The organism is Neorhizobium alkalisoli (assembly GCF_007829835.1).
In the GTDB taxonomy this organism is placed as follows: domain Bacteria; phylum Pseudomonadota; class Alphaproteobacteria; order Rhizobiales; family Rhizobiaceae; genus Neorhizobium.
Genome location: NZ_VIWP01000003.1, coordinates 319,117 through 336,132, shown reverse-complemented (window position 1 = coordinate 336,132; position 17,016 = coordinate 319,117). Strand labels below are relative to the sequence as shown.

Genomic DNA, 17,016 nt, shown 5'->3' with positions numbered 1-17,016 from the left:
GCATTCAAATTCGCTTGCCTGCCACCGACTGATCGGCCGGCTCGCCGTTTCGTCAGTTGATGACCTGAACGACGGTGCGGGTCTGCGGATCGACGATGACGCGCTGCTGATTGACATAGGCATAAGCGTAGCGCGGCGAATCCGGCACCGGCGTCAGAACGACGGCCTGCGGGATCGGCTTGCCGACCACGACCCGTTCCTCAACGACCACCGGCTGGGCCGGCATCGGCTGTTCCTGGACATAGGTGACGACGCGCTGCGGCGGCGGATCGATGGCCGAACCGGCGATCGCGCCGACGACACCGCCGACGGCAGCACCGACCGGACCACCGACGATCGCACCAGTGACTGCGCCGCCGGCCGCGCCGTTGACCGTGCTCTGCTGCGCCATGGCGGCCGGAGCGAGGGCTGCGGCAAACAGGGTGGAGAGAATAATGATCTTCGTTTTCATGATGTTACCTTTCTCGGTTCTCACGATGTTTCCTCCGATCGTGGCAGTTGCGTCGGGAGCGCCGCTGCGGAGATGGCGTCATAATCGGTGAGACGCTGAGGACGTTCCCGTCTGGGCCCTCATGCCCTGTGATTTTCGGACCAAAGGCTGATGGCATTTTGGACCAACGGCCGGAAACTCTTGGGAAACGCCTGCAAACACCCAAATAAGGGAACCGGGGCAACAGCTACCTGTTGTCCCACCAGCGTATTTCGGCGTCTGGCGAAAGCCGGCCATGGATGCGCCTCCGGGGCGCGATCGTCGATCGCATCAGCCGAAGGGGTGGAGCATGACGGGAAGACGGCAGTTCATCTTGTGGTGTGCAGGCGGATTGATTGCCGCCGCATTGGCGCCGAGCGGACTCGACTTTTCAAAAGGTTTTGCCGTGCCCGCCTGGAGTGAGGCCCATGCCGATAAGGGCGGTTCCGGTGGAGGTTCCGGGCATGGAGGCGGCAATAGCGGAAAAGGCGGGGACGGCAACAGTGGAAACGGTGGTGGAAATTCAAGTTCCGCTGGCGGTCGGGGAAATTCCGGTGAAGGCAGCGCATCGGGCAAGGGATCCCAAGACGGCTCCAGCGCCGGCGCGGCGAGTGATGCCGATAGCGGATCAGGCCAGGGCACGGGAAGGAACAGCAGGGGAAATGCTTCAGGCGATGCTGTCGGCGCCGATGATGCGAAGGGGGTAGGCGGGCGCGCCGTTTCCGATCCGACGTCTGGCGCCGACGGAGTAGCGGGCGCTACGGCAATGCCCTCTGCGACGGCAAATACGCCAGGCGGATCGCAATTGCAGGCCGGCCGATCGCTCACTGTCCGGCATGCCAACGGCACGACGGAAAAGATCGTCGGCGGACGTTACGAGATGCGGGATTCCCGCTCCCGCACCATCGTCAACCGGCAGGCGACCGGTGCCGACTTGCGCCGACTGGAAACGATCAGGCCATAAGCCGGCTTTCCGTCGCATCACGCATTGCAAGAGCTGCTTCCGTCCTGTTGCTGACCTTCAGTTTTGAGAGAATGCGCGTCATGTGGTGTTTGACGGTTTTCTCATGCAGGTCGAGCTCAAGGGCGATGCGTTTGTTGCTGAGGCCGGATGCAACGAGGTTCAGCACTTCCTGTTCCCTCTCCGTCAGTTCGGCCATCAGGTTCTGCTTGGCGGAAACCTCGCGCTCCTTTGACAGGCCGGCGAGAAGCCGGGCGGAAAGAGACGGCGACAGATAGCTTTCACCACCCGAGACCGTGCGGATGATATCGGCAAGGGCGCGGCTTCCGACGCCTTTCAGGACATAACCGCGAGCGCCGAGCTTGAGGGCGCCAGCGATATCGTCGTTTGCCTCGGAGACGGTCAGCATGATGATCTTCAGATCCGGGCAGGCTTCCAGAGCGCCGGCGACAGCTTCCAGACCGTTGCCGGGCATGGAAATATCCATCAGCATGACGTCCGGGCAGATCTGGTCGACAATCCTAAGGGCTTCGTCGGTCGAGCCGCCTTCCGCGACGATATCGAACCCGTCGATTTCGCCGAGGCTGCGGATGACGCCCTCGCGAAACAGGGGGTGGTCGTCGACGACCGCTACTCTTATCGCTGCCATCATGCATGCTCCATTTCATGGACGTTCAGGGACATCTTTACCGTCGTGCCGTGACAAGACGTGTCGAGGTTGAAGGTTCCGCCAAGGCTTTCGACGCGTTCGCGCAGGCCGCTCAGGCCGAGAGCGCCTGGACGGACATTGGCAGGATCGAAACCAGCGCCTTCGTCGCTCACTTCAACGGTGATATTGCCGTTATCATAATCCTGCCGGACCGATTGGCTGGTTCCGCCGCCGTGGCGGTAGCCATTGTTCAGGGCTTCCTGGACAAAGCGGTAGATGCAGATTTTTGCCGAAGGTGACAGCGGCCGCACGGGGATGGCCGTCGACAGGGTCACATCGGCGCCGGTGCGCTGGCGATGGGCATTCACCACCCGCTGCAGGACGTCGGAAACCTCGGCGCTTTCGATCTGCGGCAGGACGAGGCCGGTGCAGATGTTGCGGATCTCATCCATCGCCTCCTGCAGGCGAGACCGGATGGCCGAGATCTCGGTGTCTCGCGATCGCCGCGACGCTTTCGGATCGACGAGAAGCTCACTGTCCATGCGCAATGCGGCATAGGCGACGAGCTGCGCCGGCCCGTCATGCAGGTCGGCGCCGAGCCTGCGCAGATAACTTTCGTTCAGCGCCGTCGCCCTTTGCGATGCCCGCTGCGCCCGTGCGTGCAGGGCCTTGTTCTGGCTCAATAGATCCGAAAGCTCGGCGACGCGCTGGGTCAGCGTCCGCTGCTGGCTCTCGATCGTACGGCTACCGCGAAAGACGATGGTCGACAGTAGCAGGAAGAAGGAGAGCGTGACGCCGGCAACCGCCAGCCAGCTCTGCAGCCGCGCTTGCGAGAGACTGTTCTGGAAATCGTCCGCAACCTCGTAAAATTCCGAGACTGCCACGACCTCACCCGACCAGGGCTGAAGGACCGGATTGTAGATTTCGAGCAGCGGCTTGCCGAGCGCCCGTTCCCGCGGGCTTTCCGGATCGTCGACCCGCTCGAATTGCGCGACCATGCGGCCGGCGAAAGCCGATTTCAGGTCTTCGCTCGGATCGAACCTCTTGCCGCGCATCCCGTCTTCCGTGGAATAGAGGATCGTGCCGTCGCGCCGCCAGAGGCGGAAAGAGATGACGCGGCCGCCAAGCGCGCCCTGGCCGAAGGTCTCGTCGAGGACGCGTGTCGTCACGTCATCCAGTGTCTCGCTTGTTTTCAGATCCGGCAGGATGGGCGCGATGATGCTGTCGACGTAAAGCGCCGTCGTCGCAGCAGAGTTGCGGATGACGATCGCCTCGATCAGGCTCGTCACCAGTGCGCCGACCAGTATCATGGCGATGACCGAAATCACCCCGCCGGCAAGCAGGAATTGCCGCGCCAGGGATTGCCTGTTCCAGCGTTGTAGAATTCCTGTTGTCAGCAAAGGTCACCGCGTTGGTTGATGGATGCATACCTATGGCGGCAATCTGACGCGTCAATGTGGCGGCGGCAGCGAATAAATCCGCAATCGCCGGCCGCGGTCGTTTGACGCTTGCCCCTTGATGCGCGCGGCTCTACCCCCACATTGCTTGCCACCTGAATGTTTCAAGGGAGATCGGATGGTCATTCACCGCATAAGACGGCGCATTGTGGAACGTTTCATGACGTTCGAGCCGATCGGGCTTCTGCTGTTTGCCTCGCTGGCCGGCGGGCTTTTCCTGTTCGCCAGCCTGACAGGGCTCGTGCTCGATGGCGGCATGCATTCGTTCGACGAGATGATCCTTCTCTCCCTGCGCAAGGCGGGTGATCTTGCGGTGCCGATCGGCCCGAACTGGCTGACCCATGCGGTGGGTGATATCACGGCGCTCGGTGGCGTGACGGTCCTGTCGCTGATGACCGTGCTGGCGACGATCTACCTGCTCCTGGCACGGCAGCGAGCCATCGCCGTCTTCATGTTGTTCTCCATCATCGGCGGCTGGCTTGTGAGCTCGCTTTTGAAGCTCGGCGTTGCGCGGCCACGGCCGGATATCGTGCCGCATCTGGTGGAAGTGCACGATCTCAGTTTCCCGAGCGGCCATGCCATGCTCTCGGCCGTCACCTATATGACGCTTGGAGCGCTGCTGTCCCGCGCCGAGCAATATCGTTCGACGCGGATTTTCCTCATTGCGGCGGGCATTCTCCTGACGCTGATGATCGGCATGAGCCGCATCTATCTGGGCGTCCATTATCCGACCGACGTGCTTGGTGGCTGGTGTGCCGGCGCGACATGGGCGGTTGCCTGCTGGATCGTGGCCCGACGCTTCATCTCGTCACGCCCGGATCCTGTCGAAGCACCCGCCGCGCATTGACCCTGGCCGAGCGGCAGGGTTACAGATTGTGTCGGAGATGGAGGATCGGCCGCCGACAGGCGGCCGCGTCAGGAAGGGTGGAATTCGATTGACGCATATGACTATCGATGAGCTTTGCGATGTCATCCTCGGCCGCAGCATGCGTGCTGGGCGGTCTATGATTGCCATTGCCGGGCCACCGGGTTCAGGAAAGTCGACGCTTGCGGAGAGGCTCGCGCTGCGGCTTTCCGAACGCGGCGAGACTGCCGAAGTGCTGCCGATGGACGGTTTTCACATGGATAACGGTCTGCTGCAAGACCGGGGACTTTTGGCACGCAAGGGTGCGCCGCAAACCTTCGACCTGCGCGGTTTTGCCGATGTCCTGAAGGCTGTTAAGGCGGGCGAGGAAGAGGTGCTGGTGCCGGTGTTCGACCGGTCGCGGGAACTGGCGATTGCCGCCGCCCGTGTCGTCTCTCCCGATCATCGGTTCATCATCGTCGAAGGCAATTATCTGCTTCTCGGGGAGGGCGGGTGGCAGCGGTTGCGTCCCTATTTCGATTTCGCCGTAATGCTCGCGCCGCCGATCGAGGAACTCGAAAAGCGGCTGCTCGCACGCTGGCATTATTACGGGCTTTCCGGCGAGGCGCTCGATGCCAAAATGTATGGCAACGATCTGCCGAACGTGCGCCTCGTGCTGGAGCGCTCGTCAGGGGCCGATCTGGTGCTGGAAAGCTGCGATCTGGAGCCGGCTTCCGAATAACCGGAAACGTCGTTTCGACAGCAGGCCGTGCTGTCATAAGACCTGATAATCATGGATGGAGGAGACTATTTTGACCGCACTTTTCAGCCTTGCGGGGCGTACCGCGCTTGTCACTGGCTCGTCGCGCGGATTGGGTCGGGCGATTGCCAAGGGACTTGCCGAGGCAGGCGCCTCGATTGTCGTCAACGGGCTTGATGCGGAGAAATGCAGGCAGGCGGCGCTCGACATGCAGGCGGAGGGGATTTCGGCGCGTCCTGCCGCTTTCGACGTTACCGACGAGGCTTCCGTCACGGCCGCCTTCCAGCAGCTCGACGACGATGGCGTGGAGATCGACATTCTCGTCAACAATGCCGGCATCCAGCTGCGCAAGCCGATCGTCGACGTGTCGGCAGCCGAATGGCAGAAGGTGATCGATACCAACCTCACCAGCGCCTTTCTGGTTGGGCGCGAGGCCGCGAAGCGGATGCTGCCGCGCGGGCGGGGCAAGGTGGTCAATATCGGTTCACTGATGAGCGGGCTCGGAAGGGCAACCGTAGCGCCCTATACGGCGGCGAAGGGCGGTATCAAGCTCCTGACTCAGGCCATGGCCGCCGAATGGGCCGAACACGGCATCCAGGCCAATGCAATCGGTCCAGGCTACATGATCACTGACATGACCGAAGTGCTGATGAGCAATCCGCAGTTCGACGGCTGGGTCAAGGCACGCACACCGGCGCGTCGGTGGGGACGGCCGGAAGAGCTGGTCGGCGCTGCCGTTTTCCTGTCCTCGTCGGCCTCCGATTATGTCAGCGGCCAGATCATCTATGTCGATGGCGGGATGAGCGCGGTTCTTTGAACCGCTGATGACTTCATAAACATAGCAATGGCCGGCTTTACGGGCCGGCCATGAAAATCAGATCGTCATGTTCTTGCGCGGGTTATAATCCGCCTGCTCACTCTTGCTTTCGAAAAACTCAGTCAGAGCCGGATCGGGCTTTTCGGGCAGTGTGATGATGAGCTTTACCAGCAGGTCGCCGTTGCTGCCGTCCTGCCGCTTCGCGCCCTTGCCCTTCAGCCGCAGGATCATGCCACTGTTGGAATGGGGTTTCAGGTTGAGCTGCACATCGCCGGTCGGGGTCGGTGCGCGCACCTTGCCGCCGAGGATCGCTTCGCGCAGCGAGACCGGCAGATCCATGCGGATATCGTCGCCGTCCCTGACGAAGAAGGGATGCGGGCGCACACGCACCTCGATCAGGGCATCGCCGGACGGGCCACCGCGAAAACCGGAAGCACCCTTGCCGCGCAGTCTCAATGTCTGTCCGTCGCGGGTTCCGGCCGGAATGGCAACTTCCAGCGTGCCGCCCTCGGGCAGAGTGACAGTAACGCTCTTGCCATTCAGCGCATCGAGGAAATCGATATCCATGCTGATATGCAAGTCGCCACCTTTCGAGCGGAATTCGCTCTTGCCGCCGCCGCGATTGGACATGAAGCTCGAGAAGATGTCCTCGAAGCCGCCCATGTCGGAAAAATTGCCGGAGGAATTCCCTCTGGCGAAACCGCGTTCGAAATCGTCGGCGTTCGCATATTGCCGCTGCCGCTGGGAAGCGGTTTCAGAACCGTTGATGTCGATCGCGCCAAGGTCGAACAGCTTGCGCTTTTCCTCGTCGCCGAGGATTTCGTGCGCCGCGGAAATTTCCTTAAAAGTTTCCTCGGCCTTCTTGTCGCCGGGGTTCAGGTCGGGGTGGTATTTCTTTGCGAGCTTGCGGAACGCACTCTGGATGTCCTTCTGGCTCGCCGCGCGCTTCACGCCAAGTATCTGATAGGGGTCGGTTCTCATTTCCTGCTCCAACGCTTTCCATCTGCCGATGTCGGTCACGTCTCCATCCGGAGACTTGTCTCGACTTCGGCTACGGCACTGCGTTTCCATGCGATCTTCCTATGCAGCTTGCGCTGCCGCCAGTCAAAGCTGGCCGGAGACCGGTGACATGTTTTTCGAAACGACATGATCCCGCACTCCCGAGAGAGGGCGAAAGGCAATTGGAGACGTTCGTTGCCGCCATCATATCCATATCCTCGTCGAGCAACATGGTCAGAATAACGCTGCTGGAATGATCCAGTTTTGCCGGTCCCGAAAGGCGACCGCACCACAGATGTAATTATGCCACAGGCGGTTTCAAGGGCGGCCCGGTGAGGTTTCGCCATCGTTTCAACCCGCTGGAACTGGACCATGCCCCAAGCCTGTTATAGCTTTGCTTTCAAGAGGCAAGACAGGCTGAGCGGAATGACATATGCCCAGGCAGATATGGCGAGTGCGGTTCCGGCCAACCGGCTCTTAAGGCTCCTTGCCGCCTCCGATTATCTGCGGATCGAACCGCATCTTGAATTTCTCGATTTGCCGCAGGCAATGCAGCTTTCCGGTCCGGACGACATCGACGAATACTGCTATTTTCCGACCTCCGGCATCGGCTCGACCATTCTCGTGTCGCGCAAGGGCACGCAGTCGGAAACCTGCCTGTTCGGTTTCGAGGGCATGTCGCCGGCATCGGCGCTTCTCGGGTCGGACCGCAATCCCAATCGGGTGATCATGCAGGTTGCCGGGCAGGGCGTGCGGATCAGCCGGCCAAAGCTCTACGAGATCGTGCAGGGCAGCGACACGATGCGCCGCCTGTTCTTCCGCTGGGCGCATGTCGTCTCGACGCAGATCTCGTTCACGGCGCTGGCCAATGCCAATCACACGATCGACCAGCGGCTCGCACGCTGGATCCTGATGTGCCACGACCGGGCGGATGGCGACGAGATCAAGCTGACGCACGAGTTTCTCTCGATCATGCTGTCCGTGCGCCGGCCGAGTGTGACGACGGCGCTGCACGAGCTGGAGGGCATGCGTTTCATCTATTCCCATCGCGGCACGGTGATCGTGCGCAATCGTCAGGCGCTGGAAGGTTTTGCAGGCGATGCCTATGGCGGTAGCGAGAAGGAATATCTGCGTCTTCTCGGCCCGCTGGTCAGGGGAAGCGTATCGGCGCGGGCCGTCGGCCTATGACCGGCCGAGTTTTTGCGCCACGATTTCCGCGATGCGAACGGGATCGGCGGGTTTCTCGATCCAGTCCGATGCGGCAAACGGCCCGTCCTTCCAGCCTTCCGGCATATCGGTGCCGGAATAGATGACCGAAGGAATGCCGCATGCATTCAGGGCTTCGAGAACTTCATGGCAATCGCCGTCGGCGAGATGCAGGTCAAGCACGACCATGTCCGGGGAATGTTCACCCAGCCAGGCCATTGCATCGCTTCTGGAGCGCATGTTGACGACGTCGGTAAAGCCGGCGGCGGCAAGCGCGTCTTCCAGATCCAGCGAGATAAGTGGCTGATCTTCCAGCAGGAGGATGAGGTGATCGGACAAAATGACCTTCAGATTCGAACAGAGGATGCGATCCAGGCTTTCTAGCCGGTTTTCCCCTGCCTTGTACGCGTTTGTCTGATACCGTACCGATATGTCCGCGCGGCTTGTCTCTGAAATTTTATGGTCATAGATGGAATTATTCGGTTCAGGCAGAGGCCGTTTCAGTGGGGCCGGGCGGCACGCTTTGCCTTCAAGGGTATGTAATGGTTGAAATCAAGCAGGTCGGGGTTCGCAACAATCTTCTCCGGCTCATGTCCGGTGAATGTTTCGATGCTCTGGCGCTTGATCTGGACTATGTCGAGCTGCCGCGGGGCATGGAATTGTCGAAGCCGGACGAGCCGGCGCCTTACGCCTATTTCCCGGAATTCGGTCTCGCCTCGATCGTCGCACGCTCGCCGGGCGGCCAGCATGCCGAGATCGGCCTGTTTGGCCGTGACGGCATGACGCCGACGGCGCTGGTGCTGGATGCCGAGCGCGATCCCTATTCGATCTTCATGCAGGTGGAAGGGGCGGGCTATCGCCTGCCGGCAGAGCGCCTGAGGGCCGCCTTCGAGGCGGATCGCTCGCTTCACAACCTGCTTGCCCGTTATACCCAGGCGGTGACGGTGCAGGGCGCCTATACGTCGCTTTCCAATGCCGTCCACCATATCGATGAGCGATTGGCGCGCTGGATCCTGATGTGCCACGATCGCACCGATGGCGACGAGATCAGCCTGACCCACGAATTCCTCTCGATCATGCTGGCCGTTCGCCGTCCGAGCGTCACAACCGCTCTGCATGTGCTGGAGGGGCGCAAGCTGATCTATTCCGAACGCGGCGTGATCATCGTGCGGGACAGGGCTGCTCTCGAGAAATTCGCCGAGGATGTCTATGGCGAATGCGAGAAGGAATATGAGCGGTTGGTCGGGCCGCTGCGGTAGGCAGCTGCCGCCCTGTGGCAAGTCAGGGATCAGGGCAGACGTGCTGGAGGGCGCAGTTCGGCGACCTTCTTTCCTCCGAGATCATAGACCTCGATGATCGGCCGCGCCGGAAAGGGGCGACCCAAAATCCTGTCGGCGAGCATTTCAAGGATCGCCGCTTCGGCTTCTTCGCGCGCGGCGCGGATATCCGGAAGGTCGCTGCCTTCCAGATCCTCGATAAAATCATTGCCGTCGCGGATATGCAGATAGAATCTTGGCATGCGGAACTCGGATGCGAAGTGTGTCTATCCCTTACGCGCGGCGCCGCGATCCGTTCCAATCGTTAGCCGGTTTTTCTGTTCTGTACGGTTTCGTACGGGCGCCTGATGGTGCCTCAGGCGCGCTCTTCCCAGAGTTTTGCCAGTTCGACGATCGTCGTGACCGCCTTTTCCATGTCCTGGCTGCTGACCCATTCCAAAGGCGAGTGGAAAGCATGGCCGCCAGCAAAGATGTTGGGGCAGGGCAGGCCCATGAAAGAGAGGCGAGATCCATCGGTGCCACCACGGATGCTGCCGCGGACGGGATTTAGGCCGGCGCGGCGGACCGCTTCGAGCGCGTTTTCGACAATCTCCGGGTTCTTGTCGAGAACCTGCTTCATGTTTCGATACTGTTCGGTGATTTTCAGCGTGTAACGGGAGCCGGGATAGGCGGTCATCACCTCACTGATAATCTTTTCCAGCAGCTTTTCCTTGTCTTTCAGGCCCTGCTCGGTGAAGTCGCGGATGATCAGGCTGATCTTGGCCGCTTCCATGGCGCCCGAAACTTCCGTCGGGTGAATGAAGCCGTCCTTGCCCTTGGTTGCCTCCGGGGTCAGCTCCTTCGGCAGGCGGGCGAGGATTTCGCCGGCGATGCGGATGGCGTTCTCCATCTTGCCATAGGCAAAGCCGGGATGGATCGCGACGCCGGTAATGGCGATCTCGGCACCGTCAGCCGAAAAGGTCTCGTCCTCGATCGTGCCGACCGTCTCGCCATCCAGCGTGTAGCCGAAATCGGCGCCCAGCTTCTGCAGATCGACTTTTTCGACGCCGCGGGCGATTTCCTCGTCCGGCGTGAACAGGATGCGGATCGCGCCGTGCTTGATATCCGGATTGTCGATCAGGAATTTTGCGGCCGTGACGATTTCGGCCAGGCCCGCCTTGTCGTCGGCGCCGAGCAGCGTCGTGCCGTCGGAGGTGATGACGTCATGGCCGATCTGGTTCTTTAGCTCCGGATGCTCGTTCTCGCGGATCACACGCTCGGCATGGCCCGGAAGCCTGATATCGCCACCCTGATAGCTGCGGATCACCTGCGGTTTGACATTGGTGCCGGAAAAATCCGGGGCGGTGTCCATATGGGCGCAGAAGCAGATGACCGGGACATTGTTCTTGCCGGTATTTGAGGGCACCGTCGCATAGACATAACCATGTTCGTCGAGATGCGCGTCGGTGAGGCCGATCGCGAGCAGTTCTTCGACCAGCAGCTTGCCAAGATCGAGCTGTTTTGCGGTGGAAGGCTGGCTTTTCGATTTCGCGTCGGACTGGGTGTCGATGACGACATAACGGAGAAAACGATCGGTCACGGTATCGGTCATGGCAATATCCATTTTCATGCATCTGAAAGCCCGACCTTAGATCCTTTCGCGCGCAAAAAGAAAGGTCCCGTACGAAGACGGGACCTCAAGTTGCCAGAGGGGACTGGACGTTATCTAAACAGGCCAGGCAGCCAGAGCGACAGGCTCGGGATGTAGGTGACCAGCAGCAGGACCGCGAGGCTGGCGCCGAAGAAGGGCCAGATCGTCCGCATCGCCTCGCGGATACTGATGCCACCGACCGCGCAGCTGACAAAGAGCACGGTGCCGACCGGCGGCGTGTTGAGGCCGATACCGGCATTGAGGATCATGATGACGCCGAAATGGACCGGATCGACACCGAAGGCCTTGACCACCGGCAGCAGGATCGGCGTGGAAATGATCACCATCGGTGCCATGTCCATGAAGGTGCCGAGGACGAGCAGGATGATGTTGATCATCAGGAGCACGATGATCGGATTGTCCGAGATCGCGCCGATTGCGGCGATGATCAGGGTCTGCACCTGCAGGAAGGCCATGAGCCAGCCGAAGGAAGCCGCCGTGCCGATGACGAGCAGAACCATGGCGGTTGTCCGGACAGCGCCCATGACAGCCTCGACAAAGCCAGACCAGTCGAGCTCGCGATAAACGAGCATGGCGACAAGCAGCGCGTATAGGACAGCGATGCACGAGCTTTCCGTTGCCGTGAAGACGCCGGAACGGACACCGCCGAAGATGATGCCGATCAGGAGAATGCCCGGCAGCGAGGCCAGCAGGTAATAACCGACGCGAGCAAAACCCGGAAAGGGATCGGCCGGATAACCGCGCTTTACCGCAACCCACCAGGCCGTGAACATCAGCGCACCTGCCAGAAGCAGGCCGGGAATGACGCCGGCGGTGAAAAGATCGGCCACCGAGACATTGCCGCCGGCTGCGATCGAATAGAGGATCATGTTGTGCGACGGCGGGATCATCAGGGCGATGATGGCGGCATTAGCGGTGACGTTGACCGCGTAATCCTTGTCATAACCTCGGGCCGCCATTTGCGGGATCATCAGGCCGCCGACAGCGGATGCATCCGCCACGGCCGAGCCGGAAATGCCGCCGAACAGGGTGGACGCCACGACATTGACCTGGCCGAGGCCGCCGCGCATATGGCCGACGAGACCGGCTGCAAAGCGGATCAGCCGCGTCGCGATGCCGCCGCGCACCATCAGGTCACCGGCGAAGATGAAGAACGGGATCGCCATCATGGCAAACACGTTCATGCCGGAATTCATCTGCTGGAAAATGACGATCGGCGGCAGACCCATGTAAAGGATCGTCGCAAAGGAGGCGATGCCGAGGCAGAATGCGATCGGCATGCCGATGATCATCAGGAAGGTGAAGGAACCAAAAAGGATCGTATAGGCCATTATGCGGCCTCCTGAACCAGGACGTCTGCAGCGATTTCCTCGCCGATCGCGACGTCGATGAAACGTTCGAGAGAAAAGATGGCGATCATCACACCGCCGACGATCATCGGGATGAAATCGACGCCGCCCGGCCAGCCGAGAACCGGGATGGTGGCGGTCCAGGTGCCGATCGCCAGCAATGTCGAATAATAGGCCATGCCGATGCCGAACAGCACGATCAGGCCGAGGCTCAGGAGATCCATCGCCTTCTGGATATGCGGCGGCATGACATAACGGACGATGTCGAGGCCGAGATGCACGCTTTCGCGCACGCCGACGGCGGCGCCCAGCATGATGAACCAGGACATGAGATAAAGCGACAACGGCTCCGACCAGCTCGGCGAGTCGTTGAGGACGTAGCGCCCAAAAACCTGCCATCCGACGATGACGGTCATGGTGATGATGCCGATCCCGGCGATATAAAGCGATAGTTTGCTCAGCCCACCCAGAACGGGTTTCACGGCCAGCATGAATTTCCTCATGACCCTGTCCTCCTCGCCGGCTTCTGCCGGATATGCGAAAGAAGCCGGCCCCAGGGCGGGACCGGCTCTAAGTATCCCGGTTACTTGACGTCCTGGATCTGCGTGAGCAGGTCCTTCATCTTCGCGTCGGTGACGAACTTGTCGTAGACCGGCTTCATCGCGGCGGAGAATTCCTCCTTGTTGACCTTGATGACCTTCACGCCACCGGCACGGACCTTTTCTTCCGATGCCTTTTCGCGGGCGCTCCAGAGTTCGCGCATCTTGACGACGGAATCCTTGGCGGCCTGACGGACAGCCTTCTGGTCGTCCGGCGTCAGCTTGTCATAAGCGATCTTCGACATGACCAGGATTTCCGGGTTCAGCGAATGTTCGGTCAGCGTGTAGTTCTTGGCCACTTCGTAGTGACGGGCCGATTCATAGGACGGCCAGTTGTTTTCAGCGCCATCGACCACGCCGGTTTCCAGCGAGGAATAGACTTCGCCCATCGGCATCGGCGTCGGGTTGGCGCCAAAGGCCTGCATCATGGCAATCCACAGGTCGGACTGCTGGACGCGGATCTTCATGCCCTTCAGGTCAGCCAGTTTTTCGATCGGCTTTTTCGTCGTGTAGAACGAGCGGGCGCCGGAATCGTAATAGGCAAGGCCGACAAGTCCGTGCGGCTCGAAGGCGGCGAGGATCTTGTCGCCGATCGGGCCGTCGACGACCTTGTGCATGTGGTCAGTCGAGCGGAACAGGAAGGGCAGGCCGAGAACGACCGTTTCCGGCACGAGGTTGTTGAACGGTGCGGCGTTGACGCGGTTCATGTCGATGACGCCGAAACGGGTCTGCTCGATCGTGTCCTTCTCGCCGCCGAGAACCGAGTTGTTCATGACCTGCACCTTGATGCGGCCATTGGTGCGCTGCGACAGCAGCTCGCCCATGTACTTGACCGCTTCGACGGTCGGGTAGCCATCCGGATGGATATCGGCCGAACGCAGGGTAACGCTCTGGGCGTAGGATGCGCTGGCGCTCAGCGCCAGGGCCAATGCCAGGCCTAGGACTTTGGTAAATTTCATCTTCTGCTCCTCCTCAGGTGAAACGCCGGTGCCTCCACGCCCCGGTCGGTCGATTTATGCTCCTTCAGCCTCCCAAACGGACAGGCCATAAAGTTCTTGCGGATTGGTCACGAGCGCCTGATGCAACGCGTCTTCGCCGGCAAGCCAGCCAAGCACGGTGTCGGTCAGGGCGACGTCATCCGGATATTGAGATTGTTCGCGGGCAAGGTTGTGCGGCCAGTTGCTGCCCCAGACGATGCGTTCGGGGGCATAGGCCGCCAGAACCTTCGAGAAAGCGGCGACATCGGCATAGTCCGTGCCGCCGGTCTTTGACGATTCATAGACGCCCGCAAACTTGAACCAGCATTTGCCGCCGTCGATCAGCCGTTTCACGGCATCGATCTGCGGGCTATCTGGCGTGACGCCTGCAAAGAACTTGCCGTGGTGATCGAAAACCCAACGGGATTTCAGGCGAGCCAGACGGCTTTCGTGATCGAGAATATTGCTGCCGTCGAACTGTACGGCGAGCATCCAGCCACGGGCAGCAGCTTTTGCATCGATCGCCTCCAGCTCCTCGAGGCCGACTGCGCCGCCGGGAAGGTCCATGATGCGGGCGCCGATAATGCCGGCCGCCGAGAGGCGGTCGAGTTCTGCTTCGCTTGTCGTCTTGTCGACGACGCAGACGCCGCGGGAGACATCGCCCATTTCGGCAAGGCAGGCGATCAGGTTTTCATTGTCGCGCTGATGGGCATTGCCCTGGGTGATGATGACCCGGTCGATGCCGAGCCAGGCCATGAACTGGCGATACTGGTCGGCATCGGGAAGGGCACCCACCGGCAGACCGGGGCCGCCCGGTATGGATGGGAAGCCCGGCAGATACATGTGCATCTGCGTATCGACCGAGCCTCTTGGAAGTTTCGTCTCGGGCGATGGTCCGGAAAGCGGGCGGACGAGCATCAAGCCTCTCCCATCTTGAATTCGGCAAGCGCATCGCGGTTGATCTCGATGCCGAGACCGGGACCGTTGGGGATCTGCACCACGCCGCCGATATGTTCGATCGGCGTTTTGATCACCGCCTGACGGAAAGGGTTGTCGGTGCGGTCGAATTCGAGGATCGGCTCGATCGGGTTGACCCGAACCGGGCTCGGGATCATCGCCGCCATGAATTGCAGGGCGGCGGCGATATGGACGGCCGTGCCCCAGACATGCGGCACGACGCGGATGCCATGCAGGGCCGCCAGATCGGCGACGCGCTTGGCTTCGGTAAAGCCACCGACGCCAGCGAGATCGGGCTGGATGATATCGATGCAGCGGGTCTCGATCGGCTCGCGCATGCCCCAGCGGCTGTGCCAGGTCTCGCCGCCGGCAACCGGGATCGGCTGGCGGGCGCGGACCTCGCGATAGGCGGCCAGCTGTTCCGGCACGACCGGTTCCTCGAACCAGTCTATGCCGTATTCGGCAGCCGCATTGCCGAGTTTTACGGCCTCGATCACGTCATAACCGTGATTGGCGTCGATCATCAGCCGCATGTCGGATCCGGCCGCCTCGCGCACGGCCCGGATGACACGCAGATCCTCCTCGACGCCGAAGCCGATCTTGATCTTGGTGGCGTGAAAACCCTCCGAACGATATTTTGCGACATCGCTCGCATTGTCCTCGACCCGGTCGACGCCGTCGCGCTTGAAGCTGCCGGTCGCATAGGCGCGGATGCTTTCACGGAAACGGCCGCCGAGCAGGGTGGAGACCGGCACGCCAAAATGCTTGCCCTTGATGTCCCAGAGCGCGATGTCGATGCCGGAGAGGGCGGTGACCGCAAGACCACGCTGGCCCTGATCGCGCAGGGCATTGTAGAGCCTTGCCCAGATCTTCTCGTTCTCAAGCGGATCGGCGCCGATCAGCCAGTTGGCATAGGTCGCGACGATGGCGGCATTCGGACGGGCCGGACCGAGGCATTCGCCCCAGCCCGTCGTGCCGTCATCGCATTCGATCTCGACCAGGATATGCGCACGCCGGTCGAACCGCATCGAGGCGCTTTCGAAAGCGACGTCGAGCTTGTGTTCGAGAAGGTGGGTGCGGACCGCTGCGATTTTCATCGGATCACCGCTTGTGTGCGCCGATGAGCTTCAGAAGCATGTCTTCCTCTTCCGCCGTCAGGTCGTCGAGCGGCGGGCGAACCTTGCCGGCATCGAAACCCTGAAGGCGCACGCCGGCCTTGATCGCGGCAACGGCATAACCCTTGCGACGGTTGCGGATCGCCATGAACGGATAGAAGAAGTCTTTCAGGATCTCTTCGCAGCGCGTGCGGTTGCCGGCGCGCAGAGCCTTGTAGAATTCGACCGCAAGGCCCGGCACGAAGTTGAAGACGGCCGAAGAATAGGTGGTGAAGCCGGCGCCGAGATAGGCTTCGGCAAACAGTTCCGCCGTCGGCATGCCGCCGAGATAGATCAGGCGATCGCCCATCGTCGCCGTCACTTGCCGGACAAGTCCGATGTCGCCGGTGCCATCCTTGAAGCCGATCAGGTTCGGGCATTCGTCGCAGAGGCGCTTCAGCGTATCGACGGACAGGATCGAGTTGTCGCGGTTATAGACCATGACGCCGATGCCGACCGACTGGCAGATCTTTTTGACGTGCTGGTAGAGGCCTTCCTGCGGCGCGTCGATCAGGTAATGCGGCAGAAGCAGGATGCCATCTGCGCCGGCCTTTTCGACCGACTTTGCAAGTTCGACGCCGACATGGCTACCGAAGCCGCAACCCGAGACAATGGCCGTCTTGCCGGATGATTCCTTGGCTGCAGAGACGATGCCCGGGATCTCGTCGGGCGACAGCGAGAAGAATTCGCCGGTGCCGCCGGCGGCGAAGAGAACGGGGGCTTCGAAGCCGGACAGCCATTCGATGTGACGGCGATAGCTTTCGGCCTGGAACTGGCCTTCGGCGTTAAAATGGGTCACGGGAAATGACAGCAGACCGGCGCCGAGCGCGGCCTTGATCTCTTCAGGCGTCATATTATGGAATCCTCTGTAAATGTCTCCTCCAGACAAA

19 protein-coding genes are annotated in these 17,016 nt (G+C 61.1%); 6 read left to right on the top strand and 13 right to left on the bottom strand.

Annotation, left to right across the window (positions count from 1 at the left end):
• Window positions 1–52: 52 nt before the first annotated feature.
• Complete coding sequence (locus FHW37_RS12430) at window positions 53–451, bottom strand: DUF1236 domain-containing protein (protein WP_145636703.1); 399 nt, start codon at window positions 449–451, stop codon at window positions 53–55.
• A gap of 328 nt (window positions 452–779) precedes the next feature.
• Here FHW37_RS12430 and FHW37_RS12425 point away from each other — a divergent pair, with 328 nt between their 5' ends.
• A complete protein-coding gene (locus tag FHW37_RS12425; protein ID WP_145636700.1) occupies window positions 780–1,433 on the top strand; it encodes a hypothetical protein in 654 nt (217 codons plus the stop codon).
• On the opposite strand, the gene FHW37_RS12420 is transcribed toward FHW37_RS12425, so the two are convergent.
• Together FHW37_RS12420 and FHW37_RS12415 are read right to left on the bottom strand one after the other, a co-directional pair.
• Window positions 1,423–2,082: a response regulator gene (locus tag FHW37_RS12420; RefSeq protein ID WP_145636697.1), complete on the bottom strand. Its 660-nt coding sequence runs from the start codon at window positions 2,080–2,082 to the stop codon at window positions 1,423–1,425. The genes FHW37_RS12425 and FHW37_RS12420 overlap by 11 nt on opposite strands.
• Window positions 2,079–3,479 (bottom strand): sensor histidine kinase, encoded by a 1,401-nt coding sequence (locus FHW37_RS12415; RefSeq protein ID WP_246690749.1) that lies wholly within the window; start codon window positions 3,477–3,479, stop codon window positions 2,079–2,081. The genes FHW37_RS12420 and FHW37_RS12415 overlap by 4 nt, the downstream gene beginning before the upstream one ends.
• 217 nt (window positions 3,480–3,696) lie before the next feature.
• On the opposite strand from FHW37_RS12415, the gene FHW37_RS12410 reads away from it, so the two are divergent.
• The 3 genes from FHW37_RS12410 to FHW37_RS12400 all read left to right on the top strand — a co-directional run bounded on the left by FHW37_RS12410 (window position 3,697) and on the right by FHW37_RS12400 (window position 5,957).
• On the top strand, window positions 3,697–4,383 hold the full coding sequence (locus FHW37_RS12410; RefSeq protein WP_432442848.1) for a phosphatase PAP2 family protein: 687 nt from the start codon (window positions 3,697–3,699) through the stop codon (window positions 4,381–4,383).
• Between the two features lie 97 nt (window positions 4,384–4,480).
• On the top strand, window positions 4,481–5,122 hold the full coding sequence (locus FHW37_RS12405) for a nucleoside triphosphate hydrolase (protein ID WP_145638004.1): 642 nt from the start codon (window positions 4,481–4,483) through the stop codon (window positions 5,120–5,122).
• A 67-nt stretch (window positions 5,123–5,189) separates the two neighbouring features.
• On the top strand, window positions 5,190–5,957 hold the full coding sequence (locus tag FHW37_RS12400; RefSeq protein WP_145638002.1) for an SDR family oxidoreductase: 768 nt from the start codon (window positions 5,190–5,192) through the stop codon (window positions 5,955–5,957).
• Window positions 5,958–6,014: 57 nt separating this feature from the next.
• On the opposite strand, the gene FHW37_RS12395 is transcribed toward FHW37_RS12400, so the two are convergent.
• Window positions 6,015–6,938, bottom strand: coding sequence for a DnaJ C-terminal domain-containing protein (locus tag FHW37_RS12395; protein WP_145636691.1), 924 nt, complete (start codon window positions 6,936–6,938; stop codon window positions 6,015–6,017).
• Between the two features lie 444 nt (window positions 6,939–7,382).
• On the opposite strand from FHW37_RS12395, the gene FHW37_RS12390 reads away from it, so the two are divergent.
• On the top strand, window positions 7,383–8,144 hold the full coding sequence (locus FHW37_RS12390) for a Crp/Fnr family transcriptional regulator (protein ID WP_246690748.1): 762 nt from the start codon (window positions 7,383–7,385) through the stop codon (window positions 8,142–8,144).
• Here FHW37_RS12390 and FHW37_RS12385 read toward each other — a convergent pair.
• Window positions 8,139–8,501, bottom strand: a complete 363-nt coding sequence (locus tag FHW37_RS12385; protein WP_186458239.1) for a response regulator — start codon at window positions 8,499–8,501, stop codon at window positions 8,139–8,141. The genes FHW37_RS12390 and FHW37_RS12385 overlap by 6 nt on opposite strands.
• 203 nt (window positions 8,502–8,704) lie before the next feature.
• On the opposite strand from FHW37_RS12385, the gene FHW37_RS12380 reads away from it, so the two are divergent.
• Complete coding sequence (locus tag FHW37_RS12380) at window positions 8,705–9,421, top strand: Crp/Fnr family transcriptional regulator (protein ID WP_145636687.1); 717 nt, start codon at window positions 8,705–8,707, stop codon at window positions 9,419–9,421.
• A 29-nt stretch (window positions 9,422–9,450) separates the two neighbouring features.
• On the opposite strand, the gene FHW37_RS12375 is transcribed toward FHW37_RS12380, so the two are convergent.
• The 8 genes from FHW37_RS12375 to kdgD form a co-directional block, all read right to left on the bottom strand.
• Window positions 9,451–9,681: a DUF6894 family protein gene (locus tag FHW37_RS12375; protein WP_145636685.1), complete on the bottom strand. Its 231-nt coding sequence runs from the start codon at window positions 9,679–9,681 to the stop codon at window positions 9,451–9,453.
• 113 nt (window positions 9,682–9,794) lie between these two features.
• On the bottom strand, window positions 9,795–11,030 hold the full coding sequence (gene pepT / locus FHW37_RS12370; RefSeq protein WP_145636683.1) for a peptidase T: 1,236 nt from the start codon (window positions 11,028–11,030) through the stop codon (window positions 9,795–9,797).
• Between the two features lie 110 nt (window positions 11,031–11,140).
• Window positions 11,141–12,421, bottom strand: a complete 1,281-nt coding sequence (locus FHW37_RS12365) for a TRAP transporter large permease (RefSeq protein WP_145636681.1) — start codon at window positions 12,419–12,421, stop codon at window positions 11,141–11,143.
• A complete protein-coding gene (locus tag FHW37_RS12360; RefSeq protein ID WP_145636679.1) occupies window positions 12,421–12,942 on the bottom strand; it encodes a TRAP transporter small permease in 522 nt (173 codons plus the stop codon). Before FHW37_RS12360 ends, FHW37_RS12365 begins: the two co-directional genes overlap by 1 nt.
• 80 nt (window positions 12,943–13,022) lie before the next feature.
• Entirely contained in the window at window positions 13,023–13,997 is a 975-nt protein-coding gene (locus FHW37_RS12355) for a TRAP transporter substrate-binding protein (RefSeq protein ID WP_145636677.1), read from the bottom strand.
• Window positions 13,998–14,051: 54 nt separating this feature from the next.
• Window positions 14,052–14,933, bottom strand: a complete 882-nt coding sequence (locus FHW37_RS12350) for an amidohydrolase family protein (protein ID WP_145636675.1) — start codon at window positions 14,931–14,933, stop codon at window positions 14,052–14,054.
• Window positions 14,933–16,069 carry a mandelate racemase/muconate lactonizing enzyme family protein gene (locus FHW37_RS12345; RefSeq protein WP_145636674.1) on the bottom strand — a complete coding sequence of 379 codons (1,137 nt, stop codon included), beginning with the start codon at window positions 16,067–16,069 and terminating at the stop codon, window positions 14,933–14,935. Before FHW37_RS12345 ends, FHW37_RS12350 begins: the two co-directional genes overlap by 1 nt.
• 4 nt (window positions 16,070–16,073) lie before the next feature.
• Window positions 16,074–16,979 (bottom strand): 5-dehydro-4-deoxyglucarate dehydratase, encoded by a 906-nt coding sequence (gene kdgD, locus FHW37_RS12340; RefSeq protein ID WP_145636672.1) that lies wholly within the window; start codon window positions 16,977–16,979, stop codon window positions 16,074–16,076.
• Window positions 16,980–17,016: the final 37 nt, after the last annotated feature.